General features: G+C 74.4%; 20 protein-coding genes. 14 read left to right on the forward strand and 6 right to left on the reverse strand.

Annotated features, from left to right (window positions below; translation table 11 throughout):
• The first annotated feature begins 150 nt into the window (after positions 1-150).
• From ACMA1D_RS32525 to ACMA1D_RS32545, 5 genes are all read left to right on the forward strand, one after another.
• Complete coding sequence (locus ACMA1D_RS32525; RefSeq protein ID WP_414727565.1) at positions 151-1,764, forward strand: PLP-dependent aminotransferase family protein; 1,614 nt, start codon at positions 151-153, stop codon at positions 1,762-1,764.
• Positions 1,765-2,181: 417 nt separating this feature from the next.
• Complete coding sequence (locus tag ACMA1D_RS32530) at positions 2,182-3,756, forward strand: alkaline phosphatase D family protein (protein ID WP_414727566.1); 1,575 nt, start codon at positions 2,182-2,184, stop codon at positions 3,754-3,756.
• Between the two features lie 175 nt (positions 3,757-3,931).
• On the forward strand, positions 3,932-5,221 hold the full coding sequence (locus ACMA1D_RS32535) for an N-acetyltransferase family protein (RefSeq protein ID WP_414727567.1): 1,290 nt from the start codon (positions 3,932-3,934) through the stop codon (positions 5,219-5,221).
• 423 nt (positions 5,222-5,644) lie between these two features.
• Positions 5,645-7,327: a DUF885 domain-containing protein gene (locus ACMA1D_RS32540; protein WP_414727568.1), complete on the forward strand. Its 1,683-nt coding sequence runs from the start codon at positions 5,645-5,647 to the stop codon at positions 7,325-7,327.
• 415 nt (positions 7,328-7,742) lie between these two features.
• Positions 7,743-8,075 (forward strand): hypothetical protein, encoded by a 333-nt coding sequence (locus ACMA1D_RS32545; RefSeq protein WP_414727569.1) that lies wholly within the window; start codon positions 7,743-7,745, stop codon positions 8,073-8,075.
• Between the two features lie 79 nt (positions 8,076-8,154).
• Here ACMA1D_RS32545 and ACMA1D_RS32550 read toward each other — a convergent pair whose 3' ends face one another.
• The 3 genes from ACMA1D_RS32550 to ACMA1D_RS32560 form a co-directional block, all read right to left on the reverse strand.
• On the reverse strand, positions 8,155-11,172 hold the full coding sequence (locus ACMA1D_RS32550; protein WP_414727570.1) for an AAA family ATPase: 3,018 nt from the start codon (positions 11,170-11,172) through the stop codon (positions 8,155-8,157).
• Complete coding sequence (locus ACMA1D_RS32555; protein WP_414727571.1) at positions 11,169-12,452, reverse strand: exonuclease SbcCD subunit D; 1,284 nt, start codon at positions 12,450-12,452, stop codon at positions 11,169-11,171. The genes ACMA1D_RS32550 and ACMA1D_RS32555 overlap by 4 nt, the downstream gene beginning before the upstream one ends.
• A 228-nt stretch (positions 12,453-12,680) precedes the next feature.
• Entirely contained in the window at positions 12,681-13,319 is a 639-nt protein-coding gene (locus tag ACMA1D_RS32560) for a YigZ family protein (RefSeq protein ID WP_414727572.1), read from the reverse strand.
• 158 nt (positions 13,320-13,477) lie between these two features.
• Here ACMA1D_RS32560 and ACMA1D_RS32565 point away from each other — a divergent pair, with 158 nt between their 5' ends.
• Entirely contained in the window at positions 13,478-13,897 is a 420-nt protein-coding gene (locus ACMA1D_RS32565) for a CoA-binding protein (RefSeq protein WP_414727573.1), read from the forward strand.
• A gap of 67 nt (positions 13,898-13,964) precedes the next feature.
• On the opposite strand, the gene ACMA1D_RS32570 is transcribed toward ACMA1D_RS32565, so the two are convergent.
• Positions 13,965-14,525, reverse strand: a complete 561-nt coding sequence (locus tag ACMA1D_RS32570) for a YbaK/EbsC family protein (RefSeq protein ID WP_414727574.1) — start codon at positions 14,523-14,525, stop codon at positions 13,965-13,967.
• A 398-nt stretch (positions 14,526-14,923) separates the two neighbouring features.
• Here ACMA1D_RS32570 and ACMA1D_RS32575 point away from each other — a divergent pair, with 398 nt between their 5' ends.
• Positions 14,924-15,727, forward strand: coding sequence for a VOC family protein (locus tag ACMA1D_RS32575; protein WP_414727575.1), 804 nt, complete (start codon positions 14,924-14,926; stop codon positions 15,725-15,727).
• 197 nt (positions 15,728-15,924) lie between these two features.
• Positions 15,925-16,497 carry a gamma carbonic anhydrase family protein gene (locus ACMA1D_RS32580; protein ID WP_414727576.1) on the forward strand — a complete coding sequence of 191 codons (573 nt, stop codon included), beginning with the start codon at positions 15,925-15,927 and terminating at the stop codon, positions 16,495-16,497.
• A gap of 339 nt (positions 16,498-16,836) precedes the next feature.
• Here ACMA1D_RS32580 and ACMA1D_RS32585 read toward each other — a convergent pair whose 3' ends face one another.
• On the reverse strand, positions 16,837-17,268 hold the full coding sequence (locus ACMA1D_RS32585) for a MauE/DoxX family redox-associated membrane protein (RefSeq protein ID WP_414727577.1): 432 nt from the start codon (positions 17,266-17,268) through the stop codon (positions 16,837-16,839).
• Between the two features lie 83 nt (positions 17,269-17,351).
• On the opposite strand from ACMA1D_RS32585, the gene ACMA1D_RS32590 reads away from it, so the two are divergent.
• Positions 17,352-18,110: a TetR/AcrR family transcriptional regulator gene (locus ACMA1D_RS32590; RefSeq protein ID WP_414727578.1), complete on the forward strand. Its 759-nt coding sequence runs from the start codon at positions 17,352-17,354 to the stop codon at positions 18,108-18,110.
• 213 nt (positions 18,111-18,323) lie between these two features.
• Here the strand turns inward: ACMA1D_RS32590 and ACMA1D_RS32595 are convergent, their stop codons facing one another.
• A complete protein-coding gene (locus tag ACMA1D_RS32595; protein WP_414727579.1) occupies positions 18,324-19,310 on the reverse strand; it encodes an NADPH:quinone reductase in 987 nt (328 codons plus the stop codon).
• 122 nt (positions 19,311-19,432) lie between these two features.
• Between ACMA1D_RS32595 and ACMA1D_RS32600 the strand changes: the two genes are divergently transcribed.
• From ACMA1D_RS32600 to ACMA1D_RS32620, 5 genes are all read left to right on the forward strand, one after another.
• Positions 19,433-19,873, forward strand: a complete 441-nt coding sequence (locus ACMA1D_RS32600; protein WP_414727580.1) for a GNAT family N-acetyltransferase — start codon at positions 19,433-19,435, stop codon at positions 19,871-19,873.
• Positions 19,874-20,178: 305 nt separating this feature from the next.
• Positions 20,179-20,721 carry an SRPBCC family protein gene (locus tag ACMA1D_RS32605; RefSeq protein ID WP_414727581.1) on the forward strand — a complete coding sequence of 181 codons (543 nt, stop codon included), beginning with the start codon at positions 20,179-20,181 and terminating at the stop codon, positions 20,719-20,721.
• 257 nt (positions 20,722-20,978) lie between these two features.
• The gene (locus ACMA1D_RS32610) at positions 20,979-21,467 is read left to right on the forward strand and encodes an Rrf2 family transcriptional regulator (RefSeq protein ID WP_349996955.1); all 489 of its coding nucleotides are present in this window, start codon (positions 20,979-20,981) and stop codon (positions 21,465-21,467) included.
• A gap of 146 nt (positions 21,468-21,613) precedes the next feature.
• Positions 21,614-22,855, forward strand: coding sequence for an MFS transporter (locus ACMA1D_RS32615; protein WP_414727582.1), 1,242 nt, complete (start codon positions 21,614-21,616; stop codon positions 22,853-22,855).
• 395 nt (positions 22,856-23,250) lie between these two features.
• On the forward strand, positions 23,251-23,658 hold a 408-nt coding region (locus tag ACMA1D_RS32620), incomplete at its 3' end, for a thiamine pyrophosphate-binding protein (RefSeq protein ID WP_414727583.1).

A 23,658-nucleotide genomic window follows, 5' to 3' on the forward strand; every position in this document is an offset into this window, starting at 1 on the left:
TCGCGGACCACTTCTGCCTCTGCTCCGGCTTCCCTTTCCGATTCCCCCACGGCTTCCGCTTCTCCCCCTGCTCCGCCGGCCGCTCCCCCGCCGTCGGGCCCGCCCGGTCCCGGCGGTCCTTCGGGCGCTGCGGCGACGCCGGCCTGGGAGTTGCTGCTGCCCAGTGCCGCGCTGCCGGCGCGCCGGCGGGGCCGGGCCCTCCAGCAGGCGCTGCGCGACGCCATCACCTCCGGGCGGATAGCGGGCGGCACCCGGCTGCCGGCCAGCCGTGAACTCGCCGCCGACCTCGGCGTCTCGCGCGGTCTGATCACCGACGCGTACGAGCAGTTGACGGCCGAGGGGTACCTGCGCAGCAGCCGCGGCTCCGGCACCTGGGTCAGCGGCGCGGTGCGCTGTGCCAAGCCCAGCGCGCGCAAGCCGGGCGCGGGCCCGGCCGGGCCGCCGGCAGGCTTCCTGCCTGGCACGCCCGACCTCGCGCTCTTCCCTCGTACGGCGTGGGCAGCCGCGCACCGCAGGGTGCTGGCCAGGCTGCCGCACCACACGCTCGGCTACCCCGACCCGTGCGGACTGCCCGAACTGCGCGAGGCGTTGGCCGGGCTGCTCACCCGGCGGCGGGGCGTGGTCGCCGATCCCGAACGGATCGTCATCTGCTCCGGCGTCGCCCAGGCCCTCGCGCTGCTCGGTGCGGTGCTCGCGGCCCACGGCGACCGGCCGCTCCTCACGCCCGAGGGCGCCGCGCCTACGGGGCTCCCCCGGGGGCGGGACGCCGCCGACGCCCGCGGCGGGGCGGCGGTCGGGCCCGATGCCCGCCGCGGGGAGCGGTGGTGGGCGGGCGCGGACTCGGTGGGGCACCTGCCGCGGGTCGCGCCCACCGGCGCCGGCTGGAGCGAGGTGCCGCCGGGCGGTGGCGGCCGGCCGCGGCTGGCCCTGGAGGACCCGGGCACCGCCTACCAGGGGCTGTTCGCCTCGGTCGGGGTGGAGGCGGTGCCGCTCCCGGTGGGCGGTGCGGGGCTCGACCCCGCTGCGCTCACCGCCGCCGGGGTACGGGCGGCGGTCCTCACGCCCTCGCACCAGTTCCCCTCCGGCATCGCCTACTCGCCCGAGCGCCGCGCGGCCCTGCTCGACTGGGCCAGGGCCACCGGCGGACTGCTCGTCGAGGACGACTACGACGGGGATTTTCGCTACGACAGGGCACCCGTTGGCGTGCTCCAGGGGCTCGATCCGGCCCGGGTCGCCTACGCCGGCTCGGCCAGCAAGTCACTCGCCCCCGGGCTGCGGCTGGGGTGGCTGGTGGTGCCGCAGCACCTGGTGGGGAGGGTCGTGGAGCACAAGCGGGCGATGGACCTCGGCCACCCCGTACTGGACCAGGCGCTCTTCGCCGACCTGATCGAACGGGGCGAGTACGACCGGCATCTGCGCCGCTGCCAACGGGCCTACCGGGAGCGCCGGGACGCGCTGGTGGCGGCGTTGGCCGCGGAGTTCCCCGGCACCGAGGTGACCGGCATCGCCGCCGGCCTGCACGTGATCGCCCGGCTGCCCGCGCGGTACGGCCCGCAGCGTCGGTTCCTGGCCAGGGCCCGGGCGGCGGGCGTGGCGCTCGCGCCACTGACCTCGTACGCGTGCACGGCCGGGGCCGGCGAAGGTGACGAGCGCGGGACCGATGACGGTGACGGCGACGGGGTGCGGCTGGTGCTCGGCTACGCGCACCTGTCGCCGGGGCGCATCGCAGCCGCGGTGCGCCATCTGCGCGACCTCCAGCGCTGACCGTCACCGCGCACCGCAACCCGCCGGGGTGGCCGCCCGGCGCGCTCGCCGGCCCGGCGGCGGTGCCCGGGGTGGGCGGCGGCGCACGCCGGGGAGCGCGTCGACGCACCGGACCGCACGCCCGGTCACGGCCCGTGTCCGCAGCGCCGAAGCCGGGCCCGGCCGTCGCGCCGGTGCGTATCCACCCCGTACGAAATCCGTACGCGTCGTGTGACGACCCTCGCCCTCAGCGGCGAGCGGGGGTGCAATGGAGCAGCCACGCGGGCCGGTGCCGCGGGGGGGGGCGAACCACCCCCAGGTGCTGGCCAGTAGTTCACCTGGCGTTGCGGTTCCATCCGTATTGCCCAAGATTCCTCGGGCGATACTGCGGCGACAGGCGTGAAGTAGGCGCGGCATGGGAATAGCAGGAGGTTATGCATGAGCCGGGACCCCGGGAACACGATCGGGCGGCGTACGGTGCTGCGCGGATCGGCGGTCGCTTCCGCCGCGCTCGCCCTGCCGGCCGCCGCCACGGCGGCGCCGGCGCTCGCGCTCGGTGGGCGACCGCAGGCCCGTTGGGGCACCCAGGCCGGTGACATCACGTCGACGTCGGGCCTGGTGTGGGTGCGTTCGGACCGCCGTGCCCGGATGCTGGTGGAGACCTCGGCGACCGATTCCTTCCGCCGGGCCCGCCGTTGGTACGGCCCGCTGGTCGGCCCCGGCACCGACTACACCGGCCGCACCGCGCTGCACGGTCTGCCGCCCGGTGAGCAGATCCACTACCGGATCACGCTGGCCGACCCGGACGACCCGCGGCGCACCGGCAAGCCGGTGTACGGCACCTTCCGCACCGCCCCGGCCAGCCGCCGGCGCGACGTACGGTTCCTGTGGTCGGGCGACCTGGCCGGGCAGGGCTGGGGCATCAACCCGGACCGCGGCGGCTTCCGGATCTTCAGCGAGATGCGCGACCTCGACCCGGACTTCTTCCTGTGCAGCGGCGACAGCATCTACGCCGACGGCCCGATCGAGCCCACCGTCACGCTGCCCGACGGGCGGATCTGGCGGAACATCACCACCGAGGAGAAGTCGAAGGTCGCGGAGACCCTGGCCGAGTACCGGGGCAACTTCCGCTACAACCTGCTCGACCACAACCTGCGGGACTTCAACGCGCAGGTGCCCTCCATCATCCAGTGGGACGACCACGAGGTACGGAACAACTGGTACCCGGGCCAGATCCTGGACGACAGCCGGTACACCGAGAAGAACGTAGACGTCCTCGCGGCCCGGGCCCGGCGGGCCTGGAGCGAGTACTACCCGATGTCCACGCCGCGCACCGACGGCTCGGGCCGGGCCTACCGCGTGGTGCGGCACGGTCCGCTGCTCGACGTCTTCGTGCTGGACATGCGCACCTACCGCAACGCCAACTCGCCGGGCCGGCAGACCAAGGACCCGGTCGGCATCATGGGCCGCGAGCAGCTCGCCTGGCTCAAGCGCGAGCTCGCCCGCTCCCGCGCCACCTGGAAGGTGATCGCAGCGGACATGCCGCTGGGACTCGTGGTCACCGACGGGGCGACGAACTTCGAGGCCGTGGCGCAGGGCGACCCCGGCGCGCCGCTCGGCCGGGAGCTCCAGATCGCCGAGTTGCTGCGGTACGTCAAACACCGTCGGATTACGGGAACAGTGTGGCTCACGACCGACGTTCACTACACGTCGGCACAGCGGTACTCGCCGGCGAAGGCCGCGTTCAAGGACTTCGAGCCGTTCTGGGAGTTCGTGTCGGGGCCGCTGCACGCCGGTGGCTTCCCGGCGGTGAAGCTGGACGGCACGTTCGGCCCCGAGCAGATGTTCATCAAGGCTCCGGACCGGGCGAACGTCTCGCCTGCCGAGGGTGGTCAGTACTACGGCGAGGTGGAGATCGACGGGGGCAGTGCGGAGCTGACGGTCCGGCTGCGCGAAGAGGGCGGCGCGACCCTCTTCACCAAGACCCTCCAGCCGGGCCGCGTGGGGCAGTGAGCTAGCTGCGACGGCGGCGCACGACTGGGACAAGTGCGGAGAAGGCGAACGAGGGACGGGGACATCAGTGGTTGACCATCGAACAGAATCGGGCGATAGCTGCCCAGAACCTCCCTTAACTCATCAGTCACACACCGTTTGCGATCACGCAACACCGCTCCCGGAGAGTGGAGCTATGCGTGACGTGACCTTGACCAAGCGTGCCCAATCCCGTCGTACCTGGCGGCAGCGCCTGGCGGAGCGGATCACCGCGCCGCACGGCCTGCCGTGGGGCCCGGGACGGCATAGCCACGCCCCGCCCACGGAGCCGGATTCCGATACCGGCGCCACGGCGGCCGTGCCCGCCCCGCCCGCCGCAGCAGCGGTGGGCGGCGGCGGCACGGCGCTGTGGCGGATGCGTACGACCGTGCAGGACCGGCCGGGCAGCCTGGCCGCCCTGTGCGCCGCGCTGGCCGTGCGGCAGGTGGACATCCTCTCCCTCCAGACCCACCCGCTGGCCGACGGCACGGTGGACGAGATGCTGCTGCGCGCCCCGGCGGAGCTGCCGGCCGAGGTGCTCAGCGCCGCGGCGGCCACCGGTGGCGGCCGGGACACCTGGGTGGAGCGGGCCGACGCGCACGACCTGGTAGACGCGCCGACCCGGGTGCTCGGCCTGGCCACCAGGACCGCCCTGGACGCGGCGGAACTGCCGGTGGCCCTGCGCCAGTTGCTAGGGCGCTGCACGATCCGCTCCCAGCCCGCCGAGCCCGCACCCGCGCAGCTCGACGGCGCCGGCGCGGCGCCCGCCGAAGGCGTGCTGGAGGAAACGGTCATGCGACTGCGCGACCCCGCCGGTGGTTCGGTCACCGTCGAGCGGCCCCATCTGCCGTTCACCCCGACGGAGTTCGCCCGCGCCCGGGCACTGATCGAGCTGGACTCACAGCTCGGCCCGCGCGCAGCGGCCGACCAGGGCGCCCCCGCGCTGCCCGCGGGCGACGGCATCGTCGTGCGCGGCGCCGACGCCTCCGACCTGGAGGCCGCCCGCGCGCTGCACGCCCGCTGCTCCCGGGCGACGCTGGCGCTGCGCTACCACGGCCCGGTCCACGAAGCGGACCGCTATCTGGAGCACCTGCTGAGCCCGCGGTACGGCCGCACCCTCGCCGTACAGACCGCGTCCGGGCAGCTCGTGGCGCTCGGTCACCTGCTGTGGGACGGGGAGGAGGCCGAGGTGGCGCTGCTGGTGGAGGACGCCTGGCAGCGGCGCGGCATCGGCACCCGACTGCTGCGGCACCTCGTGGAACTCGCCGCCGAGACCGAAGCGGCCGACGTCTACGCGGTCACCCAGTCCACCAACACCGGCATGGTCGCCGCCATGCGCGGCCTCGGGCTGCCGCTCGACTACCAGGTGGAGGAGGGCACGCTGGTCATCACCGCCCAGTTGACCGCCGCCGCCCTGCCGGCCAGGCCCCGCAGCGAGGGCTGCTGAGGCCACCCCCGGTCCGGCGCCCCCCGATCGGCCGCGCCGCTGGCGGCCAACCGGGCATCGCCGGCCGGGCCACATGCCCGGCCGGACCAGGTGCACCTGTGCGCCGCAGATGGCGCACCCGGCTCGTACAGCTTGCGCCGGCCGCGTCCGGGGCAGCCCGGATCGGCCGGGCGTGAGCGCCCGCGCCGACGCGGTGGCCTGACGTACCCGTCGGCCGCGACGGGCGGCTGCGAAGGCCCCGCCCCACGCCGGCGCACACCCCGCAGGCAGGCCCGACCGGCACCGCCGGGCGGGTGGTCGTCGGCCGGCCGGGGCAGGCGCGCCCGGCCATCCGGCCGCCGGGGCGGGTGGGGGTTCGAGCCGTCTGGGACCGTGCCTCGATTCCTAGTGACGCGACGGCGTCCGGCATACGAGGATGACCACATGTCCGAGATCATCAACGCACCCCTACCGCGCCAGGTCGCCGACGCCTACGTCGACGCCCTCGTCGCACTCGACCCCATCACCGGCACCTACCTGGGCGTCCCGGAGAGCGCCCGGCTGTTGCCCGACTTCTCCCCGGCCGGGCAGCAGGCGCTGGCCGAGTTGTCGCGTACCACCTTGGACCGGCTCGCCGAGGCCGAGGCGCGGCCGGGCGCCGACAGTGACGCCGAGCGGCGCTGTGCCCGGCTGTTGCGCGAGCGCCTGACGGCCGACCTCGCCATCCACGAGTCCGGGGAACACCTGCGGGCCGTCAGCAACCTGTTCTCGCCGCTGCACTTCGTGCGCGATTCGTTCACGCTGATGCCCACCGAGACCGAGGAACACTGGGCCGACATCGCGGCCCGGCTGCGCGCGGTGCCGGACTCCCTGGAGGGCTACCGGGTCTCGCTGGCGACCGGTCTTGAACAGGGGCTGCCCGGTGGCCCGCGCCAGGTCTCCACCGTCATCGAGCAGTTGGGGCAGTGGATCGGCACCGACGGCGGCTGGTTCGCCGACTTCACCCGGGAGGGCCCGGCGGAGCTGCGCACCGAGTTGGACGCGGCGGTGGCCGGGGCCACCGGTGCGCTGGTGGCGCTGCGCGACTGGCTGCGGGACAGCTACGCGCCGGGCATCGCGGGCGCGCCCGACGTGGTGGGCCGCGACCGCTACCGCCGCTGGGCCCGCCAGTGGAACGGTGCCGACCTGGATCTGGACGAGGCGTACGCGTACGGCTGGGCCGAGTACCACCGCATCCACGCGGAGATGCGCACCGAGGCGGCCAAGATCCTGCCCGACGCCACGCCCTGGGAGGTGCTGCACCACCTCGACGAGCACGGTGCCGCCATCGAGGGGGCCGAGGAGACCCGGGTGTGGCTCCAGAAGCTGATGGACGACACGATCGAGGCGCTGGACGGCACGCACTTCGAACTCGCCGACCGGATCAAGCAGGTCGAGTCGATGCTGGCGCCGCCGGGATCGGCCGCGGCGCCGTACTACACGGCCCCGTCCATGGACTTCTCCCGCCCCGGCCGCACCTGGCTGCCCACCATGGGCGAGACCCGGTTCGCGGTGTACGACCTGGTGACCACCTGGTACCACGAGGGCGTGCCGGGCCACCATCTGCAACTGGCCCAGTGGACGCACGTGGCCGACCAGCTCTCCCGCTACCAGGCGACGGTGGGGCAGGTCAGCGCCAACTGCGAGGGGTGGGCGCTGTACGCGGAGCGGTTGATGGACGAGTTGGGCTACCTCACCGACGCCGAGCGGCGGCTCGGCTACCTGGACGCGCAGATGATGCGGTCGCTGCGGGTGATCGTGGACATCGGCATGCACCTGGAGCTGGAGATTCCGGACCACTCGCCGTTCCACCCGGGCGAGCGCTGGACGCCGGAGCTGGCTCAGGAGTTCGTCGACCTGCACAGCGGCCGGCCGTCGGACTACGTGGAGAGCGAGTTGGTCCGCTACCTCGGGATGCCGGGCCAGGCGATCGGTTACAAGCTGGGCGAGCGCGCCTGGCTGGCGGGCCGCGACGCGGCTCGGGCGGCGCACGGCGACTCCTTCGACGCCAAGAAGTGGCACATGGCGGCCCTCTCCCAGGGCTCGCTCGGTCTGGACGACCTGGTGGCCGAGCTCGCGGCGCTGTGAGCCGGGCGCTCCCGACACCGTGATCCCCGACGCACGGTGAGCGGCGAGTACGGGGGTGGCCGGACGCCAGCGGGGCGCCCGGCCACTCCGGGGCCGTTTCGGCTCCGCCCGCACCGCTTCGACCCCGTCCGCATCGGCCCGGCCTGGTCCGCGTCTGATCGGTCCGGCCCTTGCTGGTGGTCCCGGCCGCGCTCGCGTCGCCCGGCCGTCCTCACCGACGGGTAGGTCCGTACGCGTACGAGCCGAGCGCGGCGGGCTCTCCCCGCTCCGCTCCCCTGCGGAGGAGTGTCCCCCGGGCCCGCGCTCCCGGCGGCAGCCCTCCACGACGACTCCGCGGCCCGCCGCCGACCGCCGATGTCAGACCCCCGTGCCATGCTCGGTAACGACCCAGAGGCCATGCGGGGAGGGGCGTGCGGTGCCTGCGGAGTACTACGTCGCGGACAGTGCGGACGGCGATCACATCGACGATCCGTCCGAGGACGCGCTGTTCCTGCTGTTCGGCGACCTCAATGCCACGGACAACAGGTTCGTCCGCATACGGCCCGTCGCGGACGCAGCGACGTGGCGGGTGTCCGTGACGCTCCGGGGCCCGGGGCGGTACGAGGTGGTGCGACGTGACGCGGCCCGGGGCGAGCACGCCACCGACGTCGTCGCCGACATCGGGCACCTGGCCCAGGACCTGACGCGCTGGCTGGCGGCCAGGGACGCTCCGGGGCTGCGGCCGGAACGGGTCGACGGCGTCAGCTAGCGGCGGCCGGGCGGCTACGGCTACGGCTACGGCTACGGCTACGGCCAACGGTGTCCCGGCCGCGGGCCCGTCCGGACAGTCAGCCGTTCAGCCGGTGCCTGACCACCGAGCCCGCCCTGCCCTTGCCCACCTCAAGCTGGGTGGGGATGCGTTGGCGCAGGTCGGCGACGTGGCTGACGATGCCGACCGTGCGGTCGCGTTCGCGGAGCGAGTCGAGGACGTCCAGGACCTCGTCCAGGGTCTGTTCGTCGAGGCTGCCGAAACCCTCGTCGATGAAGAGGGTGTCCAGGCGTACGCCACCGGCCTCGTCGGTGACGACGTCGGCGAGGCCGAGGGCGAGGGCCAGTGAGGCGAAGAAGGTCTCGCCGCCGGAGAGCGTCGCCGTGTCGCGTTCGCTGCCGGTCCAGGCGTCGATGACCTGGAGGCCGAGGCCGGCCCTGCCGCGGCCACTGGTGCGGGCGTCGGAGTGGACCAGCGTGTAGCGGCCGGCCGACATGCGTTCCAGGCGGGTGCTGGCGGCGGCGGCGACCTGTTCCAGCCGGGCGGCCAGCACGTAGGACTCCAGCCGCATCTTGCGTTCGTTCTCGGCCGAGGTGCCGGCCGTCAGGGAGGCGAGCGCGGCGACCCGGTCGTACTCGGCGCGCAGCGGGCCAAGCGCGCGGGCGGCGCGGGTGGCCTGGGTGGAGAGTTGGTCGAGTTCGGCGCACCGGCGCTGGGTCGCGGCCTCGCGGGCTGCGGCGTCGCGCAGGCCCTGGGTGGCGCTCGCCCGGGCGGCTTCGGCCGCCGCGAGACGGGCCGGCGGCTGCTCGGCCGCGGCCCGGCCGGCCGGGTCGGCCAGTTCGGCGGCGAGCGCGGCCTCTTCGGTCTGCCACTGTTCCAGGGTGTCTTCGAGCGCGGTCCTGCGGGATGCGTCGAGCACGGCGTCGGCGGCGTCCTCCGCGGTCGTGAAGCCGGCCCGGTGGGCGGCTGCGGCCAGCCGGTCCTCGGCATCGCGCAGCCGCTCGGCCGCGGCCCGGGCCGCAGCGGTCGCCTCCACGGCGTCGGCGAGCAGCGTCGCCTGCCGGTCGAGCCGGTCGGCGCGGTCGGCGATGGAGCCGGCGTCGCCGGCTGCTTCGGCCACCTCGGTCCACAGTGCGGCGAGTTCGCTGGCGAACGCCTCGCGGCGCGAGGTGCGGGCGGCGCAGCGGCGTTCGGCGTCCTCGCGCTGGGCGCGGCGCTGTTCGTACTCGCGCTCGGCGCGGTCCAGCTCTTCCTTGGCGGCGTGCGTGCGGGCGCCGGCTGCCTGGGCGGTGGCGTGTTCGCGCCGCAGGTCGGCCAGGGCCGTGGCCAACTCGGCGGTCGGTACCTCTCCCGCGCTCGCGGTCGCCGCGGCCAGCGCCGCGTCGACCGCCGCGAGTTGCGCGTCGGCCTCCTCGCGTACCGCTTCGTCCTGTTGGAAGGCGGTGTGCGCCGCTTCCTCGGCCGCCCGGTCCACGTGGCCGGCGCCGGCCCGGGCGGGCCTGGGGTGGTCGGCGCTGCCGCAGACGGCGCAGGGTTCGCCGGGGCGCAGCGCGGCGGCGAGTTCGGCGGCGATGCCGCGCAGCCGACGTTCCTTCAAGTCGAGCCAGTGGGCGCGGGAGGCGGTGGCCCGTTCGGCGGCGTGCAGCCGCTCGGCGCGCAGGGCGGTGCGGCGATCGGTGAGCCGGTCCCGTTCGGTGGCGGCTTCCAGGGCGCGGGCGGCGGGCTCGATGCGGGCCGCGAGTTGGTCGGCGCGGGCGGCTCCGCTCTGGGCCGCTTCGATGCGCTGTTGGTGGCCGTGGCGGCGCTCGGTCCAGCCGGTGAGCCATTCGGCGGACTCGGCGATGATCTCCTCGTCGGCGCGGAACTCCCGGTCCAGGGCGTGGAGTTCGCTTTCGATCTGCTGGGCCCGCTGTTCGGCGCGGCGGGCTGCGGCCAGGGCGCCGATCTCCTGGCGGCGCTGCCGCTCCAGGGTCGCGAGGTGCTGGCCGTCGGCGGTGGCGAGTGAGGCCGGCAGGTGGGTGCGGCTGCGGGCCTCGGCGGCGCGGGCCGCGTGGTGGTCGCGCTCGGCGGCCTGGCGCAGTTCGATGGCGGGGGTGACGGCGTCGGCGGCGCGGGCGCGGTGCAGCCGTTCCCTGACGCGTTCGCGTTCCGGGGCGCGGCCGGCCAGTTCGGCGGCGCGGGCGGTGGCCTCGGCGTACCGGCGCTGACGGCGGTCGAGTTCGGCGGCCTGCTCGGCGCGGCGGTCGGCTTCGGCGTGGGTGTCTTCGGCCGCTCGGAGGGCGGCCAGCGCGATGTCGCGCCGTTCGCGGGCCCCGCTGCGGGCCATGGCGGCCCACTCCAGGACAGCGCCGGTCAGTCCTGGTTCACCGGCGCTGAGGTCGGGCAGCGGCTGCTGGCGCGTGTCCGCGTACGAGCCGGCTTCCTGGGCGATCCGGTGGGCCAGGCGCAGCAGTTCTTCGTCGCCCTGGACGACCCGGCGCTGGGTGCGGCGCCGGCGTTCGGCCAGGTGTTCTTCGACGGCGGCGAAGCGGCCGGTGTCGAAGAGCTTGCCGAGGAGTTGGCCGCGCGCCTGGTCGTCGGCGCGCAGGAAGCGTGCGAAGTCGCCCTGGGGCAACAGCACGACCTGGCAGAACTGTTCACGGCTCATGCCGAGGAGTTGACCGATCTCCTCGCCGACCTCCTGGTGGGAGCGGCTGAGCGGCTTCCACTCCGGCCCTTGCGGCCCGCTGCCCACCTGTTCGCGCAGCAGCGTCTGTGCCTTCTCGCGGGTCATGCCGTCGCCGCGCTTCTTGGGGCGCAGTTGCTCGGGGTGGCGGGTGATCTCCAGCCGGCGGCCGGCGACGGTCAGTTCGAGCAGCACGCTGGTGGGGGTGTGCGCCGCGGCGTGGTGGCTGCGCAGGCTGAGCGCGCTGCCCTGGCGGGCCCCGGGGACGGCCCCGTACAGCGCGTAACAGACGGCGTCGAGTACGGAGGTCTTGCCCGCGCCGGTCGGCCCGTGCAGTAGGAAAAGGCCGGCGGCCGACAGGGCGTCGAAGTCGATGTCGTGGCTGCCGGCGAAGGGGCCGAAGGCGGTGACGGCGAGTCGGTGCAGCCTCATCGGACGGCCTCCTGCTGGTCGTCGGTGCCGGGCCGGGTGCCGGGGGTGCCCGCCCGCATTCCGGGCACGCGGGCGCGGCCGGCGCCCGCGGTGCCCTTGGCTGCGGTGCGCGTCGACTCCCCCGCCTCCTCCTGATCGGCCGCGACGCGCACCGCGTCGAACACCTCACCCAGTACGGCCCGCTCGGCGTGGTCGGCGCCGCGCCCCGGGCGCACGTGGGCCACGAAGTCCTCGGCGACCTGCTGGTCGGTCCGGCCGTGCAGCCGTTGGGCGTACGAGGCGTGGGCGTCCGTCTCGCTGCGCTCGGGCGCGAAGACGAGGCTGAGCAGGTGCGGGAAGCGGCGCGCGAGCCGGGCCATGGGTTCGCGGGGGCGGGCCGGGTCGGTGAGGGTCGCTTCCACCCAGGACTCCTCGTACGGCTCGTGCCGAGGGTCGGTGAGCAGGTCGTCGAGCCGGCCGGTGATGCGGGCCAGCGGCCGGGGCACCGGGCAGTCGATGCGTTCGGCCTGCACGGAGCCCGCCGCGTCGAGGTCGATGAGCCACATGGACTTGCGGTGGTTGACCTCGGAGAAGGAGTAGGCCAGCGGCGAGCCCGAGTAGCGGACCCGGTCGGAGATGCGCTGGCTGCCGTGCAGGTGGCCGAGGGCCACGTAGTCCACGCCGTCGAAGACGGCGGCGGGGACGGCGCTGACGCCGCCGACGGTGATGTCGCGCTCGCTGTCGCTGCCGATGCCGCCGGCGACGAAGGCGTGGGCGAGGACGACGGACCTGGTGCCGGCCGGTCGGTCGGCGAGGTCGGCCCGCACCCGGTCGAGCGCCGCGCCGAGCACGTCGGTGTGCCGGGCCCGGTCGGCGCCGACGGCGGCGCGGGCGAGGGAGGGCTCCAGGTAGGGCACCCCGTAGAAGGCGACGTCGCCGTGCGCGTCGGACAGGACCACCGGTGTTCCGCAGCGCGCCGGGTCGGTGTGCAGGTGGATGCCGGCCTGCTTGATCAGCCCGGAGGCGACGCCGAGGCGGCGGGCCGAGTCGTGGTTGCCGGAGATCAGGATGGTGGGGACGTTGCAGTGGGCGAGTTGGTGCAGTGCGTCGTCGAACAGTTCGATCGCCGCGAGCGGCGGCACCGCACGGTCGTAGACGTCACCGGCGACGAGGACGGCCTCCACCTCGCGCTCGTGGACCGTGCGGACCAGGTGCTGGATGAAGGCGCGCTGGGCTTCGAGCATGCTCACGCGGTGGAAGGAGCGGCCCAGGTGCCAATCGGAGGTGTGCAGCATTCTCACGTGGTCGCCCCGCCCCGCATGTCGCTCCCCTTCCGCCTTCGGCCACCGGCCCCGCCCCGGCGCCCGACCGCTGCCGGGCCGGTGCCGCTGCGTGTCCGGCCCCTCACCCGACACAGTTTTCCATCCTCGCCGGACGGCGGTGACGGGAGGGCCCGTACGCGGCTGCGGAGGGGCCTCCCGGCGAGGGCGCTGCGGTCGCCGGAGCGCTGGCGCCACGGAGCGCTGCGGTCACGCGCCGTCGCGTACCTCGCCGTACGCCTCGCCGCCGATCTCCAGGCGGGCGGTGCCCGCCGTGCTGTCCGCGAGCCAGGCCCGGAACGCCTCGACCTCCGCGTTCGGCAGCCCCACCTCGATGGTGACGCCCTCGCCGTACGTGACCTCCCGCACGGCGCGGCCCATGGCCCGTAGGTCGTTCTCCAACTTGCCGGCCCGCTGGTGGTCGGTAACGACCGTGACCAGCCGGAACCGTTGCCGCACGACCGTGCCGAGCGTGTCCAGCGCCTCCCCGACCACCCCGCCGTAGGCCCGGATGAGGCCGCCGGCGCCCAGTTTCACGCCGCCGTAGTAGCGGGTGACGACGGCCGCCACGTAGCGCACCTCGCGGCGGACCAGCATCTGGAGCATGGGGACGCCGGCCGTGCCGCCGGGTTCGCCGTCGTCGCTGGCCTTCTGCACGTTGCCGTCGGCGCCGATGACGTAGGCGAAGCAGTTGTGGGTGGCGGTCGGGTGCTCGCGCCGGATGCGGGCGATGAACTCCTGTGCCTCGCTCTCGCTCGCCGCGGGCGCCAGCGCGCAGCGGAAGCGGGACTTGTTGATCTCGATCTCGTGCACGCCCTCGCGGGCGACCGTGTGGTACTGCTCTGCCATTCGGCCAGCCTATGCCGCCGACACCGGGGCCCCGCGCGCCGGGCGGCCGAGCGTCAGCCGGGGCGGGGATCAGCCGGGGCGGGCCGCGCGGGGGCGGCTGGCGGTGGTGCCCGTACGGATGGTGGGAATGGCGGCCGGGCGGGACGGGTTGAGCGGGCATGAACGCAAACGACGAGACGGTCCGCGCGATCCTGCGGGACGCCGGCGACACCTGGGCCGTGGTCGGGCTCTCCCGCAACACGGACCGGGCGGCCTACGGCGTGGCCCGGGTGCTCCAGGAGTTCGGCAAGCGCATCGTGCCGGTCCACCCCAGGGCGGAGTCGGTGCACGGCGAGCCCGGTTACGCCACGCTCGCCGACATCCCCTTCCCGGTCGACGTGGTGGACGTCTTCGTGAACTCCGTACTCGCCGGAGCCGTCGCCGACGAGGCGGTGGCGATCGGCGCGAAGGCGGTCTGGCTCCAGCTCGGTGTCGTCGACGAGCAGGCGTACGCGCGGACCCGCGCGGCGGGCCTGTCCATGGTCATGGACCGCTGCCCGGCGATCGAGATCCCCCGTCTGGACGCTCCGCGCGGTTGACCGGCCACCCGTCCCCGGCCACGCACGCACCCGCGCGTGGCCGGGGACGGGCCTGGCCCGGGCCGGGTCAGCCGCCGAGGCCCTCCAGGACCCGCGCCCCCGGCAGGGTGGCCAGCGCCTTGCCCGGCACGATGAGCTTGCCGCGCCGGGCCCCGCTGCCGAGGAGGGCGTAGGGCAGGTCGACGACGGCGGCGTCCACCAGCAGCAGCCAGCCGGCGGGCAGGCCGACCGGGGTGATGCCGCCGTACTCCATGCCGCTCTCGCCGACCGCGGTCTCCCGGGCCGCGAACGACGCCTTGCGGGCGCCGAGTTCGCGGCGGACGACGCCGTTGACGTCCACCCGGGAGCTGGACGGCACCACGCAGGCGACCAGGGTGGCGGTGCCGCCGCGCTTGCCGACGACGATGACGCAGTTCGCGGAGTGGTCGAGCAGCCAGGGCCCGTAGTGGGCCACCAGACCCGCGGTGTCGGCGTGTGCCGGGTCGGTGTCCACGTACTGCACCTCGTCGGCGGGCACGGGCCCGCTCCAGGCACGTACCGCGTCGGCGACGGGCGGCACCAACAGGTCCAGGCAGGCGCTGGCGGGACGGACGTCGGCGAAGGCTTCCTGAGGTGTGCGCAAGGTCATGCGCGTCAAGCTAACAGCCCTGCCGTCAAGGGCAGATGACACCCTCCTCGACTCCCGGCCCCGACGCACCGGGGCCGTTCGGACAGCCCCACAGCCGGGGCCAACCGGTCAGGGGGCCAGCCGGCAAACGGTCAAACGATCAACCAACCAGCACGAACCAACCGTCTGAGACCGATCCCCCTGGGAACCCGTACGCGCCGGGCCCGGTGCCCCACCTCCCCGCCGGTCGTGCCGGGTCCGGTCCCGGGCGGGTGGGCGCGCGCCCGTGGCGTACGGCCGGGCCGAGGTGCGTGGCCCCGGTGGAGCTGGCAAGGTGACCCGCGGGGGCGGGTCACGGCGACAGCGAGCGAGTTTCTCGGTGCCGGCCCACCGGGAGACGGGAGTGAGGCGAGAAACCCATGTCGGTCTCCACGCACCAGCCGGCTGCCCGGCACGCCGTGCCGGGCGCGCCCTGCTGGGTCAGTCTGCTGGCCCGCGACCTGTCGGCCGCCCAGGAGTTCTACGGGGCCGTGCTCGGCTGGTCGTTCCGCTCCGCCGACCTGGGCAGCGAGTTCACCGTGGCGCACCTGGACGGGCAGCCGGTGGCCGGACTCGGGGCGCTCGCCAGCACGCTGCACGTCTCCGTGGCGTGGACCCCGTACTTCGCGGTGGCCAGCGCCGATGAGACGACCGCACGCATCCGTGAGCGCGGCGCGACGGTGGCGGTGGGGCCGCTGCGCCTCGGCCACGGCCGGGCGGCGCTCGCGGCAGACCTCGACGGGGCGACGTTCGGCCTGTGGGAGGGGACGGTGTTGCCTTGGTCGGTGGGGCGCGGCCGGGCGCCGGCCTGGCTGGAGCTGCGGACCCGCGACGCGTTCGCCGCCGCCATCTTCTACGGGGAGGTCCTGCGGTGGGCGATTCCCGGCGAGGCGGGGTGCGACGTGGACTACGCGCAGGGTCAGGTGCTGCTCAAGGACGGCGGACACGCCGTCGCCGGGCTGCGCGGCGGCGCCGTGGAGGCGGCCCCCGACCCCAGCATCCGCCCCCGCTGGCACGTGTACTTCCCGTGCCCGGACGTGGACCGGGCGGTACGGGTCGCCGTCGACGCCGGCGGCTCGGCGGTGGCGCTCCCGACGGTCTCACCGCACGGTTACGAGGCGACGCTGCGCGATCCGGACGGCGGCCTGTTCACCGTGGTGGCGGCCGACGGCCAGGCTGCGTGACCCCGCGGCCGGCCGGCCTGCCCCACGCCCCGTTCGGCCGGCCCCGACCCTCCCCCGCCCGGTGCGCGGGCCCGGCGTACGGGCTGTGAGGCGTGCCCGCAGCCCCGGGTACGAGCCGGCCGGCACGGCCGCGGGGCGCGCCGGGGCGTGGCATACGGTGCGGGGTGCACGCACCGGGTTCGTGGAGGGGATCAGCGATGGCACAGCAGGCATTGATCGCGGCGTTCGGCGGCAAGGAGCCGCAGGTGGGCGCCGACGCGTTCACCGCCCCCTCGTCGGTGATCATCGGTGAGGTGACGTTGGCCGCGGGGGCGAGCGTCTGGTACCACGCCGTGCTGCGGGCCGACTGCGGCCCGATCGCGGTGGGCACCGGCAGCAACATCCAGGACAACTGCACCGTTCACGTCGATCCGGGCTTTCCGGTGACGGTCGGCGCGCGCGTGACGGTGGGGCACAACGCCGTCCTGCACGGCTGCACGATCGAGGACGACTGCCTGATCGGGATGGGCGCCACCGTGCTCAACGGAGCGGTGGTGGGCGCAGGTTCGCTGGTCGCGGCCCAAGCGCTGGTCCCGCAGGGGATGCGGATCCCGCCCGGCTCGCTGGTGGCCGGCGTGCCCGCCAAGGTCCGGCGCCCGCTGACCGACGAGGAGCGCGCGGGCATCCGGGCCAACGCCGATGGCTACACCGAACTGGCCCGCCACCACCGCGCGGCCTTCACCACTCCGGCCACCCCGGCCACCCCGGCCGCCCCGGCCCCCGCGGACTGATTGCCGAGGCCGTCGGCCGAAGGCCGCATCGGCCGACGGAGGCGCAAGGCCGAGCAAGGCCGACCACCTTCGGCGCGCGTCGGCGACGCAGCAGCGTACGGAAGGGGCCGTACGGGGCGGCGCCGCATGGGCGGGGCGGCGCAGGAGGTGCAGCACAGGAGGGGCGGGGCGGGAGGCACGGTGCGGTACGGGCTCGCCGCAGCGCACGGATGCAGCAGCGCCCACCACGGAACACGGAAGACACAGCCCATCCACAGCCGCGTACGGCGTACGCCCGCTCCCCCGCCGAGCGGGCGTACGCCCGTATCGATGTGCGCGAACCGGCGGGCCCGCGGGCCCTCAGAGCGCCGCCGCGAGGGCCGCGACCGCGACGTATCCGGTCTGGAGCGCCGAACGACGGGCGAGCGGGTCGCCCTGGGCGGTCCGACGGCGGGCCGCGGAGACGTTGGCCGGGAACATGGCCACGAGCAGCAGCGCCAATCCGGCAGCCGCCCACCGTGCGGACGTCGGCACCAGCAGGGCTGCGGCGCCGGCCGCCTCCAGCAGACCGGTCAGGGTCACCAGCAGGTCGGGACGGGGCAGCCGTGGCGGGACCATGTCGATGAGGTCGGCACGGAGTGCCGGGTGGAAGTGGGCGACCGCGGTGAAGGCGAACATCAGGGCCAGCCCGATGCGCACCGCGGGGTGCCACCCGTCCAGCGCGTCCACGCCGAGCAGTCCGGCCAGTCGCGCCCCGAGGAATCCGACGACCAGGGCCACGAGAGGTTCCATGACATCCTCCTCGGATCGAACTTGACACTGCCAAGATACGCCCGATTTGCCCCATCTTGTCAATAGCAAGATAAGCTGGCCGCATGGCTACCCGCCCGTACCACCACGGAGATCTGCGCCGCACCCTGCTCGCCGCCGCTGCCGCGACGATCGCGGAGCGTGGTGTGGCGGGGCTGAGCTTGCGCGCCCTCGCGCACAGCGCGGGCGTCTCGCACGCCGCGCCCACCCACCACTTCGGCGACAAGCGGGGGCTGCTGACCGCGCTCGCCGCCGAGGGGCACGGCATGTTGGCCGATGCGCTCGGCAGCGCCGGCGGCGATCTGCTGGCCGTCGGCGTGGCGTACGTCCGCTTCGCGGTCGAGCACCGGGCCCACTTCGCGGTGATGTTCCAACCGGACCTCTACGACACGAACGATCCGCAGGTCAGCGCCGCGCGCGAGCGCGCGAACCGGTCCCTGACCAGCGCCCTGGCCCAGCACTCCGCGTCAGCACCCGCGGCGGTAGCCGTGCCGCCGGCACCGGCGCCCCCGCCCGCGGCGTCCTCATCGCCGGCGCCCTCGTCGCCAACGGCCCCGCCGTCACCTCTCCACGCGGATTCCGCGGCGGCGGATGCCACCGCCTCGGACCCCGCGGCTGCCGAGCTCGCGGCCTGGTGCCTGGCCCACGGCTTCGCCGCGCTCTGGCTCAGCGGCGCGCTGCCCGCCGCCGTCAGTGCCGGTGATGGCGGCGGTGCCGGTGATGGCGATGGTGCCGGTGATGGTGGCAGCGGCAGCGGCAGCGGCTCAGCCGACGTCGAAGCCACCGCGCGCCGCGTACTCGCTCAGCTCTTCACGCCGCGCTGAGCCCGGTGGCGGGGCCGCGCCGCAACCGGCCGGCCGGCCGGTCCTTCCAAGCCCACCGGTCCCACCAGCCCCGCGTGGGCCGTCAGCCTCGCCAGCCCCGCAACTCCGGCCGTCAGCACCGCCGGCGCACCACTCCACCGCACCAGCGCCTCCCGGCGCCCGGCGCGCCCCGCCGCCCGCCGGGACCGGCCGACCGCCCGGGTCGGAGCGCGCTCAGCCGTCCAGATCGGGGCGGAGGACCACGCGCCGGCCGTGCAGTTCGCCGCGTTCCAGCCGGGTGTGCGTCTTGGCCGCCGCGCTGAGCGGTTCGTGCTCCAGTTCGCGGGGGCGCAGTCCGCCGCGGGCCAGCAGCGTGCCCACCGATCGGGCGGCCTCGGCCAACTCGGCCGTCGTGGCGTGCGAGATGACCACGCCGACGATCGAACCGTCCTTCATGTACAGCGGCCCGACGGGGAGTTCGGGCCGGCTGCGGGCCCCCGCCAGCAGCACGATCCGGCCGCGGAAGGCCAGCAGATCCACGGCGAGGGGCAGGTCGTTGTGGCCCGAGGTGTCCAGGAGTACGTCCACGCCGTGCGGGGCCACCGCGCGGATGCGCTCGGCGAGCCGCGGGTCGCGGTAGTCGAAGACGTACCGGGCGCCGAGTTCCTCGCAGTGCGCCCGGTCCCCGGCCGACGCCGTCGCCACGACCGTGGCACCGGCCCGCACGGCCAGTTCCACCAGGGAAGATCCGACGTTGCCCGCGGCCCCCGCGACCAGCACCGTCTCGCCGGCCCGCAGCCTGCCGTGGGTCAGCAGGGCCAGATGGGCGGTGACGGCGGGGTGCACCACCGCGACCGCCGCATCGGGGTCCACGCCCGGCGGCAGGTGGTAGAGGCGGTCGGCGGACACCACCGCGCGCTCGGCCGCGGCACCCTGCCGGCCTCCGTGCCCCAGGCTGTTGCACCAGACCGCGTCGCCGACCGCGAAGCCGTCGACGCCGGGGCCCAGTTCGGCGACCGTGCCGACCAGGTCCCGGCCGATGACGAACGGGAAGGGGGTGGGCGTGCGGAAGAGCCCGGAGCGGACGAAGGTGTCGACCGGGTTCACCGTGGTGGCCGCGACCTCGACCAACACGTCGGTGGGGCCGGGGCGGGGGTCGGGGAGGGTGCCGTACTCGATGGCCTCCGGCGGGCCGAGCCGCCGGATGAACGCTGCACGCATGGCCGCGAGTCTGACAGCCCACGGCCCGGCCCTCACCTTCCGCGGGCCGAGTGCGTCAGGTCGGCCCGCCGGGGGCTCAGCCGGGCCCCGCCCGTACCGGCGCGCCAGGCGCGCGGCCTACGATGCGCGGCGTGGAGCTGACGACGACCGACATCGCCCCGACCGACGCCGCCATGGCCACCGACGTGGCCCCGCTCATCCGCACCCTGCGCCCCGGCCTGACGGAGGACGCGTTCACGACCTTCGCCACCCGGGCCCATGCCCAGGGCCTGGTCTTCACCGCCGGCTACGACCCGGTGGGCACCTGCCTGGCGGTGGCGACGCACCGGGTGCTCGCCACCAGCCGGGGGCTGCTGCTGTACGTGGACGACCTGGTCACCGCCGAGCACGCGCGCTCCGGCGGCGTCGGGGCCCGGATGTTCGCCGTGCTTGAGGCGCGCGCCCGCGCGGCCGGCTGCACCCGCATCGAACTGGACTCGGGGGTGACCAACCACCACGCCCACCGCTTCTACCACGCCCATCGCATGGCGATCACGGCCCTGCACTTCGGCCAGGCACTGTGACCACACCGCCGCCCGCCCCGCGCCCGCGACCGTGCGGGGTACGCGCAGCAGGCAGCAGGGTGCAGCCGCCGACACACCCTCAGGTGACGGACCATCACCACCCGCTGCCAGACCACCGCACCGGGCCGAGTACGGGTCGCCGTACGGTCGCCGTACTCGGCCCCCACCAACCCACCCCGCCGGCCGGCGAGGCCACGCGTGCCGCGGCGGCCCCGGCAGCTCCCCGCGCCACCCCCGGGCACCGACCTGACGGACCCCGAGCGCACACTTTGACCTGCGGGAGCCGCCCCCCGAGCCTGTTGCCCATGAGTGAATCCAACGCCGCTCAGGCGCCCCTCCTCCAGGCTCGGGCCTCGGTGCTCGTCTCCGCCACGCCCAGCGAGGTCTACTCGGTCATCAGCGACTTGCCGCGCAGCGGCGACTGGAGCCCCGAATGCGTCGGCGGCACCTGGATCGCCGGCGAGCCGGCCACCGTCGGAGCGGTCTTCCGCGGTGACAACGAACGCAGCCCCGACGTGGTGGCCTGGGCGCCGGTGGTGCGCGGGAGGTGGTCCACCGAGTCCGAGGTGGTGGCGGCGGACCCCGGACAGACCTTCCGCTGGGCGATGCGCGACAGCAAGGGCGCCCGGCAGGAGAGCGTGTGGGGCTTCGACCTGGAATCCACCGCCGACGGCTGCGTCCTGACGCACCACTTCTGGATGGGCTCCGCCACCGAGGGCATCCGGGGCATCACCGCGGAGATGGACGACGCGGAGCGCACCCGGTTCTTCACCGAGTGGCAGGCCAAGCTCGGCGGTGACCTCGCCAGCACGCTGGAGCGGATCAAGACGGTCATCGAGAAGTCCTGACCCGGTCCCGACCCGGCGGCGCCGGAGCCGCGGCGGGCGCGACACCCCGCCGCGCCCCCGCACCGCACATCACGCACCACGCACACCCAGGCCACGTCGTACGCCCAATACCACGCCGGAAGCCCCGGGCCATGCCGTACGTCCCCTGTCGCGTACGGCATGCCGCACGCCACCCGCCGAGCTGACGGCCCGACAACTTGACGTACTTTCGCGGAGGTTGGCGCGCGAACGGAATCTGGACGTGTAACATCCAGGTTATGCAACTCGCCAAGGGGATCGAGTGGGGACTGCACTGCTGCTTGACGTTGGCATGGCTGGCCGATGAGGGTCCGGTGCCGACGTCCAAGCTGGCAGCGTGTTTCGAGTTGCCGCAGCCGTACCTGAACAAGCGCCTCCAGGCGCTTGTTCGGGCCGGCATCCTCACGTCCACCCCCGGTCTCCGGGGAGGATTCCAACTGGCCCGCCCGCCGGAGGACATCACCTTCATGCAGGTCGTGGCCGCCATCGAGGGGCCTGAGAGCCCGTTCCGCTGCACGGAGATCCGGCAGCGGGGCGCGGGCGTCGAAGGCAGCGCCATGGAGTTCCGCCAGCCCTGCGGGATCTCCATCGCCATGCGCAAGGCCGAACTGGCCTGGCGGCGCGAGCTCGCGGCACACACCCTGGCCGACCTCATGGACGCGACCCCCAAGGCGACCGCGGAGCGCACCCGGCAGTTCTACGCCCGGTTGAACTCCACCGTCGTCTGATCCGCCGGCCACCCCCGGCTTCCGCACCGCTCCACCGGAGCGCGGGCACACCCCTGCCCGCCGCCCGGTCACCACACCCGCACCACCCAGCGCCGGTCAAAGATCATTTCCTTTGCGCTCGGCGCGAGATTCTAGGGAGAATCTGGATGTCCAATGTCTCGGTTTCGACCGGGGGCCAGTCGACGACCAAGGAGGCCAGCCCGGGCGGCGGCCTCACCTCCACACTCGTCCTCGCGCTCGGCACCTTCGCCGTCGGTACGGACGCCTTCGTGGTCGCCGGATTCCTCCCCGACATGGCCGACTCGCTCAACGTCTCTTCGGCCGCTGCCGGGCAGTCGATCACCGTCTTCGCCGCCGCCTACGCCGTCCTCTCACCGGTGCTCGCCACCCTCACCGCCCGGCTGCCGCGCCGCGCCCTGCTGGTCGGCGCGCTGATCGTGCTGGGCCTTGCCAACCTCGGCTCGGCCCTCGCACCCAACTTCCCGATCCTGATCATCACCCGCGTCCTGGCCGCCGCCGGTGCCGCCGCGTACACCCCCAACGCCGGCGCCGTCAGCGCCGCCCTGGTCCGCCCGGAGTTGCGCGCCCGCTCCCTCGCGGTGGTCGTCGGCGGGCTCACCATCGCCACCGCACTCGGCGTGCCGCTGGGCAACGTGACCAGCGAGGTCCTCGGCTGGCGCACCGCACTCGGACTGGTCGCCGCACTGTGCCTGGTGATCGCCATCGGGGTGGCGTGGATCATGCCGCACCTGCCGGGCAACCCCCGGGTGCCGCTCAAGACCCGGCTCGGGGTGCTGCGCCACCCGGCCGTGCTGACCGTGCTGCCGCTGACCGTGCTCGGCATGGGCGCCAGCTACACCGTGTACGCGTACAGCGTCGAGGCCCTGGACGCGGTCGGCATCCCCGACTCGCGCCACGTGTGGATGCTCTTCCTGTACGGCATCGGCGCCGTGCTCGGCAACTTCCTGGCCGGCTTCGGCACCGACCGCTGGGGCTCCACCCGGGCCCTGACCGTCGGATACATCACCATGGTCGTCTCGCTCGGGGTGCTCGGCTGGCTCGCCGCCGCCGATGCCTCGCTGCCCGTCGTCGTCGGTCTGATGATGATCGGCTGGGGCGCCAGTAGCTGGTGCCAGACGCCCCCGCAGCAGCACCGGCTCATCGCGGTCGCCCCGCAGGAGGCCCCGCTGGTGGTCTCGCTCAACTCCTCCGGCATCTACCTGGGCATCGGCCTCGGCACCCTGCTCGGCGGCGCCACGCTGCACGCCGGCGTGGGCACCATGTACGCCCTGGGCACCGGTATCGCCGTGATCGCCCTGGTGTTCCTGCTGGTCACCTCCCGGACCGTCGACAAGCAAGAAGACGCGTCCGAGGAAGCGACCGCTTAAAGACCCCGCGCGGGGGTGGTCTGACAACCCCCCGGGCCTCCCCCGCGCGGCCTACCCGACCGGGCCACCACGTCCGGCGCGCACCACAGGCGCCGGACGGACCGCCCACCCGCTGCCGTACGCGCCCGCCCCGCCGCGGCGGGGCTCCACCGCAGTTCCAGCACCCCCCCGTCCTTCCGTGACCGTCCCCGACGGCACGTCACCCCCAACGCACAGGGGCGCCGGATGACCTCCGGCGCTCTGCTCCACCGCCCGCTGAAACACCGCTCGGCACGGCGACGAGGCCAGGAAGTACCGCTACCGCGTACGGCCCGCACAGGCCGGGACCGGCTCACAGGGTGCGCCGGCTCCCCCGCCTCGACCTCCATCACCGGCCGGACGAAAGAAGCAGGCACATGACCGACCAGATCGAACACACGGCTATCGAGGAGACCACCATCACCGGAGCACAGGCACTGATCCGCTCCCTGGAGGAGGTCGGCGCCGACACCGTCTTCGGAATTCCGGGCGGGGCGATTCTGCCCGCCTACGACCCCATGATGGATTCCTCCCGGATGCGCCATGTGCTGGTGCGTCACGAACAGGGTGCGGGGCACGCCGCGACGGGTTATGCGCAGGCAACCGGAAAGGTCGGCGTGTGCATCGCCACTTCCGGTCCCGGCGCCACCAATTTGGTCACCCCCATCGCCGACGCACACATGGACTCGGTGCCACTGGTCGCCATCACCGGTCAGGTCCCCACGCACTGCATCGGTACGGACGCCTTTCAGGAGGCGGACATCTGTGGCATCACCATGCCGATC

It is taken from the genome of Streptomyces sp. 796.1 (assembly GCF_047525675.1).
Lineage (GTDB): Bacteria > Actinomycetota > Actinomycetes > Streptomycetales > Streptomycetaceae > Streptomyces.